A 15979-nucleotide genomic window follows, 5' to 3' on the forward strand; every position below is an offset into this window, starting at 1 on the left:
CGAGGATCCGATGACCGCCTCTTCTCCGAACCCTGCCGGCGCACGCGCCGCCGACGCCACCCCGCTCGCGGCACCGGCTGACGCAGCGACCCACGACGCGGCCGGCAATGCGCCCGGCGACGCATCGGCCCACGCCGGCCGCGCGCCGCATCCGCACGGCAAGATGCTGCATCCGGTCGTGATGATGCTGTGGGTGCTGGCCGTCGCGATCGCGCTCACGTGGAGCGTCGATTCCGGCCGCTTCGAGCGCAACGGCCGGCTCGTCGTGCCGGGCACCTATCACGTGGTGCCGAAGGCCACCGCGCTCACGACGCTCGTTGCACCGGCGGTCAGCCACAGCACGCCCACGCATGCGATGCCCGCGAGCCTCGTCTCGGCATTCGTCGCGATACCGGAAGGATTGCTGAAGAACGCGCCGCTGATCGTGATGGTGATGTTCGTCGGCGGGATGTTCGGCGTGATGCGCCGCACCGGCGTGGTCGACGCGGGCATCGACCGGCTGCTGCAGCTCACCGGCAACAATGCGTACCTGCTGACACCGATGCTGATGATCCTGATCGGGCTCGGCAGCACGCTGCTCGGCTTCATCTCCGAGTACCTCGTGATCATTCCGATGGTGGTCGTGATCGCGCGGCGCCTGGGTCTCTCCGACCTGTTCGCGGTCGCACTGGTCGCGCTCGCCGCGAAGATCGGCTATATCGCGTCGGTGACGAACCCGCTCGCGCTGGCCGTCGCGCAGCCGCTCGTCGGCGTGCCGCTGTTCAGCGGCGTCGCGTTGCGCGCGGCCGTGTTCGTCGTCTTCCTGACGATCGGCATCCTGTACCTGCTGCGCTACGTGCGCAGCACCGGCTATCGCGCCGGGCAGACCGCCGCCGGCCATGCCGCACACACAACCGCGAAGCTGTCGTTGCGCCACAAGGCGACGCTGGCCGTGTTCGCCGCGGCGGTCGCGATGCTGATCTACGGCACGCGCGAACTGAAGTGGGGCAACGTCGAGCTGGCGGCGTTCTATACGTTCGTGAGCATCGTGACGGCCGTGATCGGCGGGCTCGATTCGCGCAGTGCGGCGGACGCGTTCGTCGACGGGATGAAGAACATGATCCTCGCCGCGCTGTTGATGGGGCTCGCCGCGTCCGTCGAACTGCTGCTGCAGAACAGCCTCGTGCTCGACACGCTGATCCACTTCTTCACGCGACTCGCGGACGGGCAGTCGCCGGTGTGGGTCGCGAACGGGCTGATGGGAGTGCAGATGGTGCTCGACGTGTTCATTCCGTCGGTGTCGGGCAAGGCCGCGGTCAGCATGCCGATCATCGGGCCGATCGCGCAGCTCTCCGGCGTGAGCGGCCAGACGTCGGTGCTCGCGTTCGTACTCGGCGGCGGGCTGACGAACCTCGTCACGCCGACGTCCGGGATGCTGCTCGCGTATCTGGCTACCGCACGCGTCGATTTCGGTGCGTGGATCCGCTTCGTGCTGCCGCTGTTCCTGACGCTGCTGGCGCTGTCGTGCGTCGTGCTGACGTTCGCGGTGTGGATCGGGTATTGAGGTTCACGGCAGGGTCTGCACAACGCGCGTGCTCTTCGTGGTGCGCAGCGCACGCCGCCGTCCGGTATCGATGGCCACGGCGGGCATCGCCACGCGATACCGCCGTCGAATACACCGCTCAAGCCACCTCGACCACCCGACCAAACGCCCGCTCGTCGATCGCCTCGGCGAGCGTCGCGAACGCGGTCGCGATCTCGTCCTCCGGCACGCACGCATAGCCGAGCAGCAACCCCGACGCCGCCCGTTCGCGATCCGCGTAATACCCCGACAACGGCCGCACGACGATATTGCGTTCGAGCGCGGCCTGCGCGACCGCGCGATCGTCGACGCCGTTCGGCAACTGCGTGACCAGATGCAGCCCCGCATCGCTGCCGAGCGCGTGCAGCGTGTCGCCATAGCGCTGCGCGACCGCATCGAGCAGCACCTCGCGGCGCTGCCCATATAACGTGCGCATCTTGCGGATATGCGACACGAAGTGCCCTTCCGCGATGAATTCGGCCAGCACCGCCTGCTGCAGCAACTGACCTTCGCGATACAGCTCGGCGCTGGCGGTCGCGAAACTTTCCGCGAGCGGCTCCGGTGCGACCAGGTAGCCGACCCGCAGCCCCGGGAACAGCGTCTTGCCGAAGCTGCCGACATAGATCACCTGCCCGGCCGTATCGAGACCCTGCAGCGACGCGAGCGGCCGGCTGCCGTAGCGGAATTCGCTGTCGTAGTCGTCCTCGATGATCCAGCAGCCGTGCTGGCGCGCGTATTCGAGCAGCATCCGCCGCCGCGCGAGGCTCATCACCATCCCGAGCGGATACTGGTGCGACGGCGTGACCAGCATCAGCTTCGGCGGCTCGGCGAGATCGGCGGCCGATGGCGCGATCCCTTCGTCGTCGACCGGGATCGGCCGCGTCGTCAGCCCCGACACGTTCAGCACGCTGCGCACGCCCCAGTAGCACGGATCCTCGGTCCAGATCGCGTCGCCCGGGTCGGTCAAGAGCCGCACCGCCAGGTCGATCGACTGGTGGATACCGGTCGTGATCACGATCTGCTCGGGCGTGCAGCGCACCGAGCGCGACGTGCGCAGGTAGTCGGCCAGCGCCTCGCGCAACAGCGCGAGCCCGCCGCCCGGCGCGTAGGTCAGCAGGTCGGGGCGCAGGCGCCGCCAGTACTTGTTGTGCAGCCGCGTCCACACGCGCGCCGGAAATCGCGACACATCGGGCACGCCCGGCATGAACGCGCCGCCCTGCCGCTTCGACACGCCGGCGCCTTCGACGAGCCGCGTGCCGCGCGCGGACAACCGCCGCGCGGACGGCTGCACGAGCGCCGGGCGCGCGGCGGCCGCGTCGGTCGGCGCGCCGACGATCTCGTCCGGCGCGCTGTCGGCGACGAACGTGCCGCGGCCGGTCGCCGAGTTCACGTAGCCTTCGAGTGCAAGCTGCTCGTAAACCTGCGTGACCGTGTTGCGCGCGATCCCGAGCTCGGCGGCCAGGAGCCGCGACGACGGCACGCGCGTGCCGGCCGGCAGTTCGCGCGACAGGATCGCCTGTTGCAGCAGCCGGTGAAGCTGCCGGTAGATCGGCTGTTCGCCGCCGCGCACGAGGCGCTGCGCCAGCCAGTCCGACAACACGCTCGCGCGCATGATTGGCTCCTGAATATTTATTGAAATGGCTCTGATTGCCAGAGCCAAATGTGATTATAGTCGCCTCCATGGGCGGTCGAAGCGCCCGATTTCTACTCACCGGAAAGAACATCAAGGAGATGACCGTGAAGAATGCCGACCTGCAGGCCCGCAAGAACGCCGCCACCCCGCGCGGCGTTGGCGTGATGTGCGATTTCTACGCAGCCCGCGCCGAGAACGCGGAACTGTGGGATGTCGAAGGCCGCCGCTTCATCGATTTCGCCGCCGGCATCGCGGTGCTGAACACCGGCCACCGCCACCCGAAGATCGTCAAGGCGATCGCGGATCAGCTGAACAACTTCACGCACACCGCGTACCAGATCGTCCCGTACGCGTCGTACGTCGAGCTGGCTGAAAAGATCAACGACCGCGCGCCGGGCGATTTCCCGAAGAAGACCGCGTTCTTCACGACCGGCGCGGAAGCCGTCGAGAACGCGATCAAGATCGCGCGCGCAGCGACCGGCCGTCCGGGCGTCATCGCGTTCTCGGGCGGCTTCCACGGCCGCACGATGATGGGCATGGCGCTGACCGGCAAGGTCGCCCCGTACAAGCTGAACTTCGGCCCGTTCCCGGGCGATGTGTTCCACGCCCCGTACCCGAACGCCGTGCACGGCGTGACGACCGCCGACTCGATCAAGGCGATCGAGATGCTGTTCAAGGCCGACATCGATCCGAAGCGCGTCGCCGCGATCATCTTCGAACCGGTCCAGGGCGAAGGCGGCTTCAACCCGGCGCCGGCCGAATTCGTGCGCGCACTGCGCAAGATCTGTAACGAGCACGGCATCCTACTGATCGCCGACGAAGTGCAGACGGGCTTCGCGCGTACCGGCAAGCTGTTCGCGATGCAGCACTACGACGTGCTGGCCGACCTGATCACGATGGCGAAGAGCCTCGCCGGCGGCATGCCGCTGTCGGGCGTCGTCGGCCGTGCGGACGTGATGGACGCGGCAGCGCCCGGCGGCCTGGGCGGCACGTACGCGGGCAACCCGCTGGCCGTCGCGTCGGCGCACGCGGTGCTCGAGATCATCGACGAAGAGAAGCTGTGCGAGCGCGCGACGCAACTCGGCGACGTGCTGAAGGCGAAGCTGAACGCCCTGCAGGCCGACGTGCCGCAGATCGCCGACGTGCGCGGCCCGGGCGCGATGATCGCGGTCGAGTTCCTGAAGCCGGGCTCGGGCGAGCCGGATGCGGAATTCACGAAGCGCGTGCAGGCGCGTGCGCTCGAGCGCGGCCTGCTGCTGCTCGTGTGCGGCGTGTACTCGAACGTCGTGCGCTTCCTGTTCCCGCTGACGATCCCGCAAGCCGTGTTCGACGAAGCGCTCGTGATCCTCGAGGAAGTGCTGAAGGAAACGGTCGGCGTGCCGGCCTGAGTGTCCGTCGACTTCATCCACTGAATGCGCCGCCGCCGTCTTCATGACGGCGGCGGCCGTTTCATCCGTCCTTTTCGAAGCAGGTGATTCATATGAGCACGGTTCAGGAAACCCTGGCACTGAAAGACCCGTCGTTGTTCCGCCAGCAGGCGTACGTCAACGGGGAATGGCAAGGCGCGACGAACGGCGAGACGTTCGAAGTCCGCAATCCGGCGACGGGCGGCCTGCTCGGCACGGTGCCGGCGATGGGCACGGCCGAGACGCGTCACGCGATCGAAGCCGCGAACGCCGCCTGGCCGGCGTGGCGCAAGAAGACCGCGAAGGAACGTGCGGTCGTCCTGCGCAAGTGGCACGACCTGATGATGGAAAACGCCGACGATCTCGCGTTGATCCTGACCACCGAGCAGGGCAAGTCGCTGGCCGAAGCGAAGGGCGAGATCGGCTATGCCGCCTCGTTCCTCGAGTGGTTCGCGGAAGAAGGCAAGCGCGTGTACGGCGACACGATCCCGACGCCGGCGAGCGACAAGCGCATCGTCGTGACGAAGGAAGCGATCGGCGTGTGCGCGGCGATCACGCCGTGGAACTTCCCGGCGGCGATGATCACGCGCAAGGTCGGCCCGGCGCTTGCCGCAGGCTGCCCGATCGTCGTGAAGCCGGCTGAAGCGACGCCGTTCTCGGCGCTCGCGATGGCCGTGCTGGCCGAGCGCGCGGGCGTGCCGGCGGGCGTGTTCAGCGTCGTCACGGGCGACCCGAAGGCGATCGGCGGCGAACTGACGTCGAACCCGATCGTGCGCAAGCTGTCGTTCACTGGCTCGACGCCGGTCGGCCGCCTGCTGATGTCGCAATGCGCGGCGACGGTCAAGAAGGTGTCGCTGGAGCTCGGCGGCAACGCACCGTTCATCGTGTTCGACGATGCGGATCTCGATGCGGCCGTGCAGGGCGCGATCGCATCGAAGTACCGCAACAGCGGCCAGACCTGCGTGTGCACGAACCGTTTCTACGTGCATGAAGCCGTGTACGACCAGTTCGCGCAGAAGCTCGCGGCAGCGGTCGGCCAGCTGAAGGTGGGGCGCGGCACGGAGCCGGGCGTCACGCAAGGTCCGCTGATCAACGAAGCCGCAGTGCTGAAGGTCGAGGCGCACATCGAGGACGCGCTCGCGAAGGGCGCGACCGTCGTGACGGGCGGCAAGCGCCACGCGCTCGGCCATGGCTTCTTCGAGCCGACCGTGCTGACGGGTGTCACGCCGGCGATGAAGGTCGCGAAGGAAGAGACGTTCGGGCCGCTCGCGCCGCTGTTCAAGTTCGGCAGCGACGACGAAGTGATCCGCCTCGCGAACGACACCGAGTTCGGCCTGGCCGCGTACTTCTACAGCCGCGACATCGGCCGCGTGTGGAAGGTTGCCGAAGCGCTCGAATACGGGATGGTCGGCGTGAACACGGGCCTGATCTCGAACGAGGTCGCGCCGTTCGGTGGCGTGAAGCAGTCGGGCCTCGGCCGCGAAGGCTCGCACTACGGCATCGACGACTACGTCGTGATCAAGTACCTCTGCCTCGCCGTCTAACGGTTCGGGGCCTGGCGCTCCGGCGACAGGCCCTGACCGCCCGGCCGGAACCGGGCGGTCCGACGCGGGCCGGCGTCCCTCTCTCTCCGTCGTGCCCGCGTCACTTCTTCCACCGCTCATCACCGAAACACGTTCACCGCCTCCACCAGCCGCGTCGCCTGCTGCTTCAGGCTCTCCGACGCCGCCGTGCTCTGCTCGACCAGCGCCGCGTTCTGCTGCGTAATGTTGTCCAGGTGCACGACTGCCTGGTCGACCTGCGCAACCCCGGTGCTCTGCTCGGCCGTTGACGAGCTGATCTCCGCGATCAAATCCGACACGCGCTTCACCTGCGTGACGATGTCCTCCATCGTCTTGCCCGCGCCATCGACGATCCGTGCGCCCGATTCGACCCGCTCGACACTCGCGCCGATCAGCGTCTTGATCTCCTTCGCCGCATTCGCGCTGCGTTGCGCAAGCGCCCGCACCTCGCCCGCAACCACCGCGAAACCGCGCCCCTGATCGCCGGCCCGCGCCGCCTCCACCGCGGCGTTCAGCGCAAGGATGTTGGTCTGGAACGCGATGCCGTCGATCACGCCGATGATGTCCGAGATCTTCCGCGAGCTGGCCGTGATGTCGTTCATCGTCGCGACCACCTCGCTCACCGCCTGCCCGCCGCGCTCGGCCGCGTCGCTCGCCGATACCGACAACTGGTTCGCCTGCAGCGCCGTCTCCGCATTGCTCGACACGGTCGCCGTCATCTCGGCCATCGACGCGGCCGTCTGCTGCACGCTCGTCGACGCCTGCTCGGTGCGCGCGCTCAGGTCGTTGTTGCCCTGCGCGATCTCGTTGCTCGCGCGCTGCACGTTCAACACCTGTTCGCTGACGTCGTCGACGAGCCAGCGGAACATCAGGCCGAGCTGGTTGATCGTGCGCAGCGTCATCCCGATTTCGTCGACACGGTTCATCCGCACGCCGCTGCGGCTTTCGCCGGTCGCCACGCGCAGCGCCTCGTCGCGCAACTGCATCAGCGGGCGCGCAATCTGTGCATCGAGCCACAGCGCCGCGGCAGCCGCCGCGCCGGCCGTCACACCGGCAAATGCCGCGAGCCCGCCGCCGGCCAGCCCGCACGCCCAGCCGCCGGCCACCACGACCGGCGCGAGCACGCACAGCGACGCATGGAGCCGCGCGCGCACCGACATCGTCTGGAACAGCGACGTGAATCCGGCCACGCCCTTGCGGACGATCAGCCCCTTGTGAAAATGCCGGTTGCCGGCGTGCCCTTCACGGAATTCCTTGTAGAGCGCCTCCGCGGCCGCGATCTCGTCGCGCGTCGCCCTCGTGCGCACCGACATGTAGCCCTTCGGCTGGCCGTTACGCATCACCGGAATCGCATTCGCGCGCACCCAGTAGTGATCGCCGTTCTTGCGGCGGTTCTTCACGAGCGCGGTCCACGGCTCGCCGCCCTTGAGCGTCGCCCACATGTCGGCGAACGCCTCCTTCGGCATGTCCGGGTGGCGCACGACGTTGTGCGGCTGGCCTTCGATCTCTTCGGGGGAAAATCCGCTGACCTGGATGAAGGCCGCGTTCGCGTAGGTGATGTAGCTGTTCGCGTCGGTGGTCGACATCAGGGTCGCGTCATCGGGAAAATCGAATTCGCGTTGCGTGACGGGCTGGTTGTTGCGCATGGTGTGGGGCTCCGGGTAACGGATCTTGCGTCCGCTTGTCGATTGATTCGAGACGCCGCGCATGACGGCCTGTCCGCATGCACGTTGGTCTTACCCCTGCGCTTTCGGCAAATTCCACGAAAACATTATGGTGTATTCGGGAAAATATGCATTAGAAAAGCATTATCTTGTTTTTACCGAAAACATTGTTTATGGATGAAACTAAACACCATGACTGGCAACGGTTTGGCGGATATTCATCTGACGATTCAACGTAATTCGCCTGAATTGATCCAAATCAAAAACGTGAAATCCTGAATACGAATATTTCTCGTTTTCCGCATTTTCAATGAATCGAAAAATCTGAACGCGCATTGCGCGCGTCAACCCGGATGGTTTGATTTGGCGCGCACATCACATGCGCGCCTCGACGATCACCGGAACACGTTCACCGCATCCACCAGCCGCGTCGCTTGCTGCTTCAGGCTCTCCGACGCCGCCGTGCTCTGCTCGACCAGCGCCGCGTTCTGCTGCGTGATGTTGTCCAGATGCACGACCGCCTGGTCGACCTGCGCAACCCCCGTGCTCTGCTCGGCCGTCGACGAGCTGATCTCCGCGATCAGGTCCGACACGCGCTTCACCTGCGCGACGATATCCTCCATCGTCTTGCCCGCCTCGTCCACGCGCCGTGCGCCCGATTCGACGCGCTCGACGCTCGCGCCGATCAGCGTCTTGATCTCCTTCGCCGCATTCGCGCTGCGCTGCGCGAGTGCCCGCACTTCACCCGCGACCACCGCGAAGCCGCGCCCCTGTTCGCCCGCGCGTGCCGCTTCCACCGCCGCGTTCAGCGCAAGAATGTTGGTCTGGAACGCGATGCCGTCGATCACGCCGATGATGTCGGCGATCTTGCGCGAGCTGGCCGTGATGTCGCTCATCGTCGTGACAACCTCGCCCACCGCCTGCCCGCCGCGCCCCGCCGCCTCGCTCGCCGACATCGCGAGCCGGTTCGCCTGCAGCGCGGTCTCCGCGTTGCTGTCGACGGTCGCCGTCATCTCGGCCATCGACGCGGCCGTCTCCTGCACGCTCGACGCCGCCTGCTCGGTGCGCGCGCTCAGGTCGTTGTTGCCCTGCGCGATCTCGTTGCTCGCGCGCTGCACGTTGTGCACCTGCTCGCTGACGTCGTCGACGAGCCAGCGGAACATCAAACCGAGCTGGTTGATCGTGCGCAGCGTCATGCCGATCTCGTCGACACGGTTCATCCGCACGCCGCGCCGGCTTTCGCCGGTCGCGACGTTCAGCGCCTGGTCGTGCAGCCGCTTCAGCGGACGCACGATCTGCGCATCGAGCCACAGGCCGGCCGCCGCCGCCACGCCGACCGTCACGCCGGCAAACGCCGCGAGCCCGCCGCCCGCCAGCCCGCATGCCCAGCCCGCGCCAACGACCGCCGGCGCGAGCACGCACAGCGCCGAGTGCACGCGCGCGCGCACCGACATCGTCTGCGACAGCGACGCGATGCGCAGCAGCCCCGTACGAATCACCAGCCCCTTGTGGAACCGGCGCTGGCCGGCCTTGCCTTCGCGGAACGCGCGATACAGCGCGTCGGCGGCCGCGGACTCGTCGTGCGGCGCCTTCGTCCGCACCGACATGTAGCCTTGCGGCTCGCCGTTTCGCATCACCGGAATCGCGTTCGCACGCACCCAGTAGTGGTCGCCGTTCTTGCGGCGGTTCTTCACCAGCGCGGTCCAGGGCTCGCCGCGCCTGAGCGTCGCCCACATGTCGGCAAACGCTTCGCGCGGCATGTCCGGGTGGCGCACCGCGTTGTGCGGCTGGCCGACGAGTTCCTCGTTCGTGAAGCCGCTCACCTGCGCGAACGTCGTGTTGGCGTACGTGATGATGCTGTCTGCGTCGGTCGTCGACATCAGCGTGACGTCGTCGGGAAAATCGAATTCCTGTTGGGTAACGGGCTGGTTGTTGCGCATGCAAGGCTCCGAAAAGCGGATCTGACGTCCGCGTCGCGCTGACTTCACGCTCAGTAGCCGAAAAACGGTTTATCGCTTTACGACGGTCTTCACTTACTGTCGGCATATTGGGGAAAAACCTTACCCTTTGATCGCATAAAATATTCAATTCGGCGGCCGCCATGATTTCGATCAAATAATCCGGCAATATTCGCTGCGCGCGTTCATCCACATATCACGCCGCACCGCCCAGCCTGGCCGCACGGCACGCCGACGCCGCCGGCCGTTGCACGCGGCGAAACGATTCCGTCTATCCTGCTCCATTCAATCGGTATTCGAATTCGATGAAAAAGGCATTGCACGAACTGAATCGGCTGTCCTGGAATACGGCGACAGTCGCGCATAACAGTCATAAAGGCGATCAGGCCGCATTTTTCCGCGCAGGCGGCTCGACGCTCTTCCCGGAAGAACGCGAACTGCTCGGCGACGTCAGCGGGCTGCGGCTGCTGCACCTGCAGTGCAACGCGGGGCAGGACACGCTGAGCCTCGTGCGCGACGGCGCGGACGCGACGGGCGTCGACATCTCCGACGAAGCGATCGCCTTCGCACGGCAACTGTCGGCCGACGCGGGCCTGCCCGCACGCTTCGAGCGCGCCGACGTGCTCGACTGGATGCCCGAGGCCGCCGCGCGCGGCGAACGCTTCGATCGCGTGTTCACGTCGTATGGCGCGATCTGCTGGCTGTCCGACCTGAACGCGTGGGCCCGCGGGATCGCCGCGCTGCTCGCGCCCGGCGGCCGTTTCGCGATGGTCGAGTTCCATCCGTTCGCGCTGTATTTCGACGAACACTGGAAGCCGCACTACGACTATTTCAAAGGCGATGCGACCGAGGAGCCGGCAGGCGTCGGCGATTACGTGGCCGCATCCGGCACGGGGCTCGGCGCGCAGCACGACCATCCGGGCGTCGTCGATTTCGCGAACCCGCATCCGAGCTACGAGTTCATGTGGGGCATCGGCGAAGTCGTGAACGCACTCGTATCGGCCGGGCTCGCGATCGACCGCCTGACCGAATATCCGTACGCGAACGGCTGGAAGGGCTTCGACGGCATGCGCGAGCTGGACGGCCGCCGGATGGTGCCGCCCGATCACATGCCGCGCCTGCCGCTGATGTATGCGATCGCCGCGCATCGGGAGGCCGCATGACGCGCCGCACCGCCGCCGAACGCGACGCGCTGTCCGCCCGCCTGCTCACGCGCGACGACGTGCCGCTCGTGTGGACCATCGACCGGCGCGAGATCATCGAGCACCTGTACGTACTGCGCGGCGGCGCGCTGCATCTCGTTCCCGATTTTTATGACGTCGCGGGCTGGCCCGACGGCGAAGCCGACCACTACACGCCGATCCTGCTCGACTGCCACGATCGCGGCGGCTGGTGTCTCGGCATGTTCGACGGCGCGCGGCTCGTCGCGGCGGTCTTCGTCGACAGCCAGCCGCTCGGCCCGCACGGCGACATGCTGCAGTTGAAGTTCCTGCACGTGAGCCACGACTGGCGCGGCTGCGGGCTCGGCCAGCAGCTCTACCGCGCGGCCCGCGAGCAGGCACGCGCGATGGGCGCTGCGCGCCTGTATGTGTCCGCGACGCCGTCGCGGAACACGATCGACTTCTACCTGCGGCTCGGCTTCACGGTCAGCGCGTCGCCTGATCCGACGCTGTACGCGCTCGAACCGGAAGACATTCATCTGGAAGGACCGACGGCCTGACGCACCGGCGCACGGGTGAAGCGTGGACTTTCCCGCTTTGCCACGGCCGCCATCGGCTATCACCGCATCACGGAGAGCGAAATTGCAGAACGAAGCGCAGCCGCAAGCCATGCCGAAAATCCTCGTCAGCCTGTGCGTGATCGGTCATCCGGTCCGTTACAACGGCTCGGCCAGGACCGCCGCGCACGAGGCGCTCGAACGGTGGCAGCGCGAAGGGCGCCTCGTGCCCGTCTGCCCCGAACTGGCCGGCGGCTTCAGCGTGCCGCGCCCGCCCGCCGAAATCGCCAACGGCGAATCGGGGCAGCGGGTGCTGGCAGGCGCCGCGCGCATCGTCGACGTGAACGGCACCGACGTGACGGCGCCGTTCGTATCCGGCGCGCACACCGCGCTGGCCCTTGCGCGCGCGCACGATTGCCGCTTCGCGATCCTCGCCGACGGCAGTCCGTCGTGCGGCAGCACGTTCATTTATGACGGGAGTTTCGAGAACCGGCGGCACGCGGGCGCCGGTGTCACGGCGGCGTTGCTGCGCGAACATGGCATCGAAGTGTTCGCGGACACCGAGATCGACGCGCTCGATGCGCGCCTCAAGGAGTTGTCGCAGGCCGGTTAACGACGATGCGCGGCACGAGAACCTCGTGCCGCGCATCCATTCGAATTGGACGAAGCGGCGCGTGCGCTGCCGCTTCGCCGTGTGACGTAGGTCAGACGCGCTCGATCGCGATCGCGATGCCCTGGCCGACGCCGATACACATCGTGCACAGCGCAAAGCGGCCGTTCGTGCGATGCAGCTGATACATCGCGGTGGTCACGAGACGCGCGCCCGACGCGCCGAGCGGATGGCCCAGTGCGATCGCGCCGCCGTTCGGGTTCACGCGCGGATCGTCGTCGGCCACGCCGAGCATGCGCAGCACCGCGAGACCTTGCGACGCGAATGCCTCGTTCAGCTCGATCACGTCGAACTGGTCGATCGTCATCCCGAGCCGGGCGAGCAGCTTCTGCGTGGCCGGCGCGGGGCCGATGCCCATCACGCGCGGCGCGACGCCGGCCGTCGCGATCCCGAGCACGCGGGCGCGCGGCGTCAGGCCGAAGCGCTTCGCGGTTTCCTCGTTCGCGAGCAGCAGCGCGGCGGCGCCGTCGTTGACGCCCGACGCATTGCCGGCCGTCACCGAGCCGTCCGGGCGCACGACGCCCTTCAGCTTCGCCAGCGTTTCGAGCGACGTCTCGCGCGGATGCTCGTCGCGCGACACGACCAGCGGATCGCCCTTCTTCTGCGCGATCGTGACCGCGACGATTTCCTCGGCCAGCGTACCGTCCTGCTGCGCGCGCGCGGCCTTCTGCTGGCTGCGCAGCGCGAACAGGTCCTGGTCGGCGCGGCTGATGTCGTAGTCGACCGCGACGTTCTCGGCCGTCTCCGGCATCGAATCGACGCCGTGCAGCTGTTTCATCAGCGGATTGACGAAGCGCCAGCCGATCGTCGTATCGTAGATGTCGGCCTGGCGCGCGAACGCGCTCGCGGCCTTGCCCATCACGAACGGCGCGCGCGTCATGCTCTCGACGCCGCCCGCGACCATCAGCGCGGCCTCGCCGGACTTGATCGCACGCGCGGCCACGCCGACCGCATCCATCCCGGAACCGCACAGGCGGTTGATCGTCGAACCCGGCACGCCCTGCGGCAGCCCTGCGAGCAGCGCCGACATGCGCGCGACGTTGCGGTTGTCCTCACCGGCCTGGTTCGCGCAGCCGTAGATCACGTCGTCGATCGCCGTCCAGTCGACGTCGCGGTTGCGCTCGACGAGCGCCTTGAGCGGCACCGCGCCCAGATCGTCGGCGCGCACGCCGGACAGTGCACCGCCGTAACGCCCGATCGGCGTACGGATCGCATCACACAAAAAAGCTTCGGTCATCAGTGTCTCCGGTCCCAGGACAGGCTGGGGGAATGAACAGGGCGCGCCCCTTGCATTGCCCGTCGGGATGCGCTTAAATGTTCTGTATACGAACATAAGATCGTGTATCGAACGTTCAACGCATCATAGGGAGTGCGGGGACGACCTGTCAAGCGCGCGGTCCGCCGCGCGGTTGGCGTGCCGGGCCCCGTGCGCTATCTTCTCGGCTGCACGATATTCCAGGCGCTCATGACAACCGAAGACATTCAGACGAAACCCGGCGACTCCTATGTCCAGTCGTTCGCGCGCGGCCTTGCGGTGATCCGCGCGTTCGACGCGGCGCGCCCGGAGCAGACGCTCACCGAGGTCGCCTCGGCCACCGGGCTCACGCGCGCGGGCGCGCGCCGGATCCTGCTCACGCTGCAGACGCTCGGCTACGTCGAGGCCGACGGCCGGCTGTTCCGGCTCACGCCGAAGATCCTCGAACTCGGTTTCGCGTACCTGACGTCGATGCCGTTCTGGAATCTCGCCGATCCCGTGATGGAACAACTGTCCGCGCAGATCCACGAAAGCTGCTCGGCGGCCGTGCTCGACCGCACCGAGATCGTCTACGTGCTGCGCGTGCCGACCCGCAAGATCATGACGATCAACCTGTCGATCGGCAGCCGGCTGCCCGCGTACTGCACGTCGATGGGCCGTGTGCTGCTGTCCGCGCTCGACGACGCCGAGCTCGACGAGACGCTCGCGCAAAGCGGCATCCGCGCGCATACGCCGCGCACGATCACCGACCTCGGCGAACTGAAGGCGGCGATCGCGCAGGTACGCCAGCAGGGCTGGGCAGTGGTCGACCAGGAGCTCGAAGTGGGGCTGATGTCGTTGTCCGCGCCGATCCGCAACCGGCGCGGGCAGATCATCGCGGCGATGAACATCAGCGGCAACGCGCAGCGGCATACCGCGAAGCAGATGGTGAAGGAGTTTCTCGGGCCACTGCAGCAGGCCGCGCAGACGGTGTCGGAGCTGGTGGCGCGGCGGGGGTGAGGCCTGGTCGTCCTTGACCGACAGCAGCCGCACATAGGCCGACCACGGCAGCGTGAAGCACTGCGCCAGTTCGTCGAGTCGCCTCGGGCGTACCAGTGCCGGGGAAGATTCGCCAGACACTGTCTGGCGAATTGACATCGCTGCCGAACAGCATGCACGCTCGTCTACGACCTGTTTCACGACCTTCGCCACAGCGCGTTGCCGTAGGCGCACCGCAAAAAAACGGGCAGCCCAGGGCTGCCCGTATCAACTCCACTTGGTTACAACGTTCTTCTCACGGAACACGGAGCGAACTCCGCGCCGCACAATTTAGTGACGCACGGAACCGCGGTCAATTTGACAAGAACGAAACCGCGTCGCACACGGGTAGGACACTGCGCCGCTCACGCGCCGAGCAACATCCCCTTGCGCACCGGCACCGTGCCCGTCACGCGGCCGAGCGGTGCGCCCGCCGTGACGAACCGAATCGCGCGGCGCATGTAGAACACGCCGTCGGTGCCGCTCGAAATCGTCGTGATCGCGTCCGTCAGCGGATCGACGATATCGAACAGCGGATCGCCGGCGCGGATCGTCGCGCCGATCGCCGCGCGGTGCACGAGTATCCCGCTCACCGGCGCATGGAACTGCTCGCTGCCTGCGAGCGGCGTGGCCGGCGCGGCGAGCGGCGGCAGCGGCTTGGGTTCGCCCTGCACCGCACCGCGCCAGACGAGATAGTCGACGAGCGCATCGGCATCGCGTTCGGCATAGTCGTACGTCACGTCGCGCTGGCCGCGGCACTCGACCGTCACGGCCACGGTGCCGGCCGCCATCGGCGTGCCCGCCGGCAAGTGCTGCCGCAATTGCGACCACAGGAGGTGATGCGCATCGTCGAACGCGTGCCCGCCCGAATCCTCGGCGAGCAGCGACACCTCCGAGCCGAGATAACGCGCGAGCGGCTCGACTTCCGGCCATGCGGTCTCGCTCGTGTACACATGCATCACCGCTTCGAGCGAACAATGCAGGTCGATCACCACATCGGCGTCGAGCGACAGCTTCAGCAGCGTGAGCTGCAGCGCGTCGAACTCCGTGCGCGGCGTGATCTCGTCGAGCGCCGCGCCGACGCACTCGCGCACGATCGCGCGATTGCGCTCGCCGTCGTCGCCGAGCCGGTCGCGCGCATGCGCCGCGATCTCCGCGAGCGGCAGGAAGCCGCGATTGAAGTTGCGGCCGCTCGCCAGATCGAAACGGCCGATGAACTGCCCGAGCAGATGATGATTGAGACCGACCGGATTGGCGACCGGCACGAGCACGATCTCGGCTGCGAGCCGGCCGTCGGCATCGAGCTGCGCGAGACGCTGCTTCAGCACGAACGCCGCGAGCATCGCGGGCGTCTCGTCCGCGTGCAGCGCGGCCTGCAGGTAGATCTTGCGGCCGGTGTCGGCCGGCCCGAAATGAAAGCTCGTCAGCGTGCGCTGCGTGCCGATCGACGGCGACAGGAGCGGCGTGGTGCGAATCTGCATCGGTGGTCCCGAACGAAATGAAAACGAAGAAGCGGGTGAAACGTCGAGGTGACTC

At 67.2% G+C, this 15979-nt stretch carries 12 protein-coding genes and 1 pseudogene; 7 read left to right on the forward strand and 6 right to left on the reverse strand.

Features of this window, described 5'->3' with window-relative positions; translation table 11 throughout:
• Positions 1 to 10 precede the first annotated feature (10 nt).
• On the forward strand, positions 11 to 1543 hold the full coding sequence (locus CFB41_RS29890) for an SLC13 family permease (RefSeq protein ID WP_089459080.1): 1533 nt from the start codon (positions 11 to 13) through the stop codon (positions 1541 to 1543).
• A gap of 118 nt (positions 1544 to 1661) precedes the next feature.
• Here the strand turns inward: CFB41_RS29890 and CFB41_RS29895 are convergent, their stop codons facing one another.
• Positions 1662 to 3173 carry a PLP-dependent aminotransferase family protein gene (locus tag CFB41_RS29895; protein WP_089459081.1) on the reverse strand — a complete coding sequence of 504 codons (1512 nt, stop codon included), beginning with the start codon at positions 3171 to 3173 and terminating at the stop codon, positions 1662 to 1664.
• Positions 3174 to 3298: 125 nt separating this feature from the next.
• Between CFB41_RS29895 and CFB41_RS29900 the strand changes: the two genes are divergently transcribed.
• Together CFB41_RS29900 and gabD are read left to right on the forward strand one after the other, a co-directional pair.
• Positions 3299 to 4582 carry a 4-aminobutyrate--2-oxoglutarate transaminase gene (locus tag CFB41_RS29900; protein WP_089429225.1) on the forward strand — a complete coding sequence of 428 codons (1284 nt, stop codon included), beginning with the start codon at positions 3299 to 3301 and terminating at the stop codon, positions 4580 to 4582.
• 92 nt (positions 4583 to 4674) lie between these two features.
• Complete coding sequence (gabD, locus tag CFB41_RS29905) at positions 4675 to 6144, forward strand: NADP-dependent succinate-semialdehyde dehydrogenase (protein WP_021156413.1); 1470 nt, start codon at positions 4675 to 4677, stop codon at positions 6142 to 6144.
• 119 nt (positions 6145 to 6263) lie between these two features.
• On the opposite strand, the gene CFB41_RS29910 is transcribed toward gabD, so the two are convergent.
• Together CFB41_RS29910 and CFB41_RS29915 are read right to left on the reverse strand one after the other, a co-directional pair.
• Positions 6264 to 7808, reverse strand: coding sequence for a PAS domain-containing methyl-accepting chemotaxis protein (locus tag CFB41_RS29910; RefSeq protein WP_089459082.1), 1545 nt, complete (start codon positions 7806 to 7808; stop codon positions 6264 to 6266).
• Between the two features lie 413 nt (positions 7809 to 8221).
• Entirely contained in the window at positions 8222 to 9766 is a 1545-nt protein-coding gene (locus CFB41_RS29915) for a PAS domain-containing methyl-accepting chemotaxis protein (protein ID WP_089459083.1), read from the reverse strand.
• Between the two features lie 323 nt (positions 9767 to 10089).
• On the opposite strand from CFB41_RS29915, the gene CFB41_RS29920 reads away from it, so the two are divergent.
• From CFB41_RS29920 to CFB41_RS29930, 3 genes are all read left to right on the forward strand, one after another.
• Positions 10090 to 10947 (forward strand): class I SAM-dependent methyltransferase, encoded by an 858-nt coding sequence (locus tag CFB41_RS29920; protein ID WP_089459084.1) that lies wholly within the window; start codon positions 10090 to 10092, stop codon positions 10945 to 10947.
• Positions 10944 to 11504, forward strand: a complete 561-nt coding sequence (locus CFB41_RS29925; RefSeq protein WP_089459085.1) for a GNAT family N-acetyltransferase — start codon at positions 10944 to 10946, stop codon at positions 11502 to 11504. Before CFB41_RS29920 ends, CFB41_RS29925 begins: the two co-directional genes overlap by 4 nt.
• 109 nt (positions 11505 to 11613) lie before the next feature.
• Positions 11614 to 12114 (forward strand): DUF523 domain-containing protein, encoded by a 501-nt coding sequence (locus tag CFB41_RS29930; RefSeq protein WP_373558634.1) that lies wholly within the window; start codon positions 11614 to 11616, stop codon positions 12112 to 12114.
• A 91-nt stretch (positions 12115 to 12205) separates the two neighbouring features.
• Here CFB41_RS29930 and pcaF read toward each other — a convergent pair whose 3' ends face one another.
• Positions 12206 to 13408 carry a 3-oxoadipyl-CoA thiolase gene (gene pcaF, locus CFB41_RS29935; RefSeq protein ID WP_089441529.1) on the reverse strand — a complete coding sequence of 401 codons (1203 nt, stop codon included), beginning with the start codon at positions 13406 to 13408 and terminating at the stop codon, positions 12206 to 12208.
• 228 nt (positions 13409 to 13636) lie between these two features.
• On the opposite strand from pcaF, the gene CFB41_RS29940 reads away from it, so the two are divergent.
• The gene (locus tag CFB41_RS29940; RefSeq protein WP_089459087.1) at positions 13637 to 14425 is read left to right on the forward strand and encodes an IclR family transcriptional regulator; all 789 of its coding nucleotides are present in this window, start codon (positions 13637 to 13639) and stop codon (positions 14423 to 14425) included.
• Here the strand turns inward: CFB41_RS29940 and CFB41_RS39005 are convergent.
• Together CFB41_RS39005 and CFB41_RS29945 are read right to left on the reverse strand one after the other, a co-directional pair.
• Positions 14426 to 14557, reverse strand: a pseudogene (locus CFB41_RS39005) (DUF1016 domain-containing protein); the annotation flags it as partial.
• A 251-nt stretch (positions 14558 to 14808) separates the two neighbouring features.
• The gene (locus CFB41_RS29945) at positions 14809 to 15924 is read right to left on the reverse strand and encodes a succinylglutamate desuccinylase/aspartoacylase family protein (RefSeq protein WP_089459088.1); all 1116 of its coding nucleotides are present in this window, start codon (positions 15922 to 15924) and stop codon (positions 14809 to 14811) included.
• Between the last annotated feature and the right edge of the window lie 55 nt (positions 15925 to 15979).

It is taken from the genome of Burkholderia sp. AU33803, from assembly GCF_002223095.1.
In the GTDB taxonomy this organism is placed as follows: Bacteria; Pseudomonadota; Gammaproteobacteria; order Burkholderiales; family Burkholderiaceae; genus Burkholderia.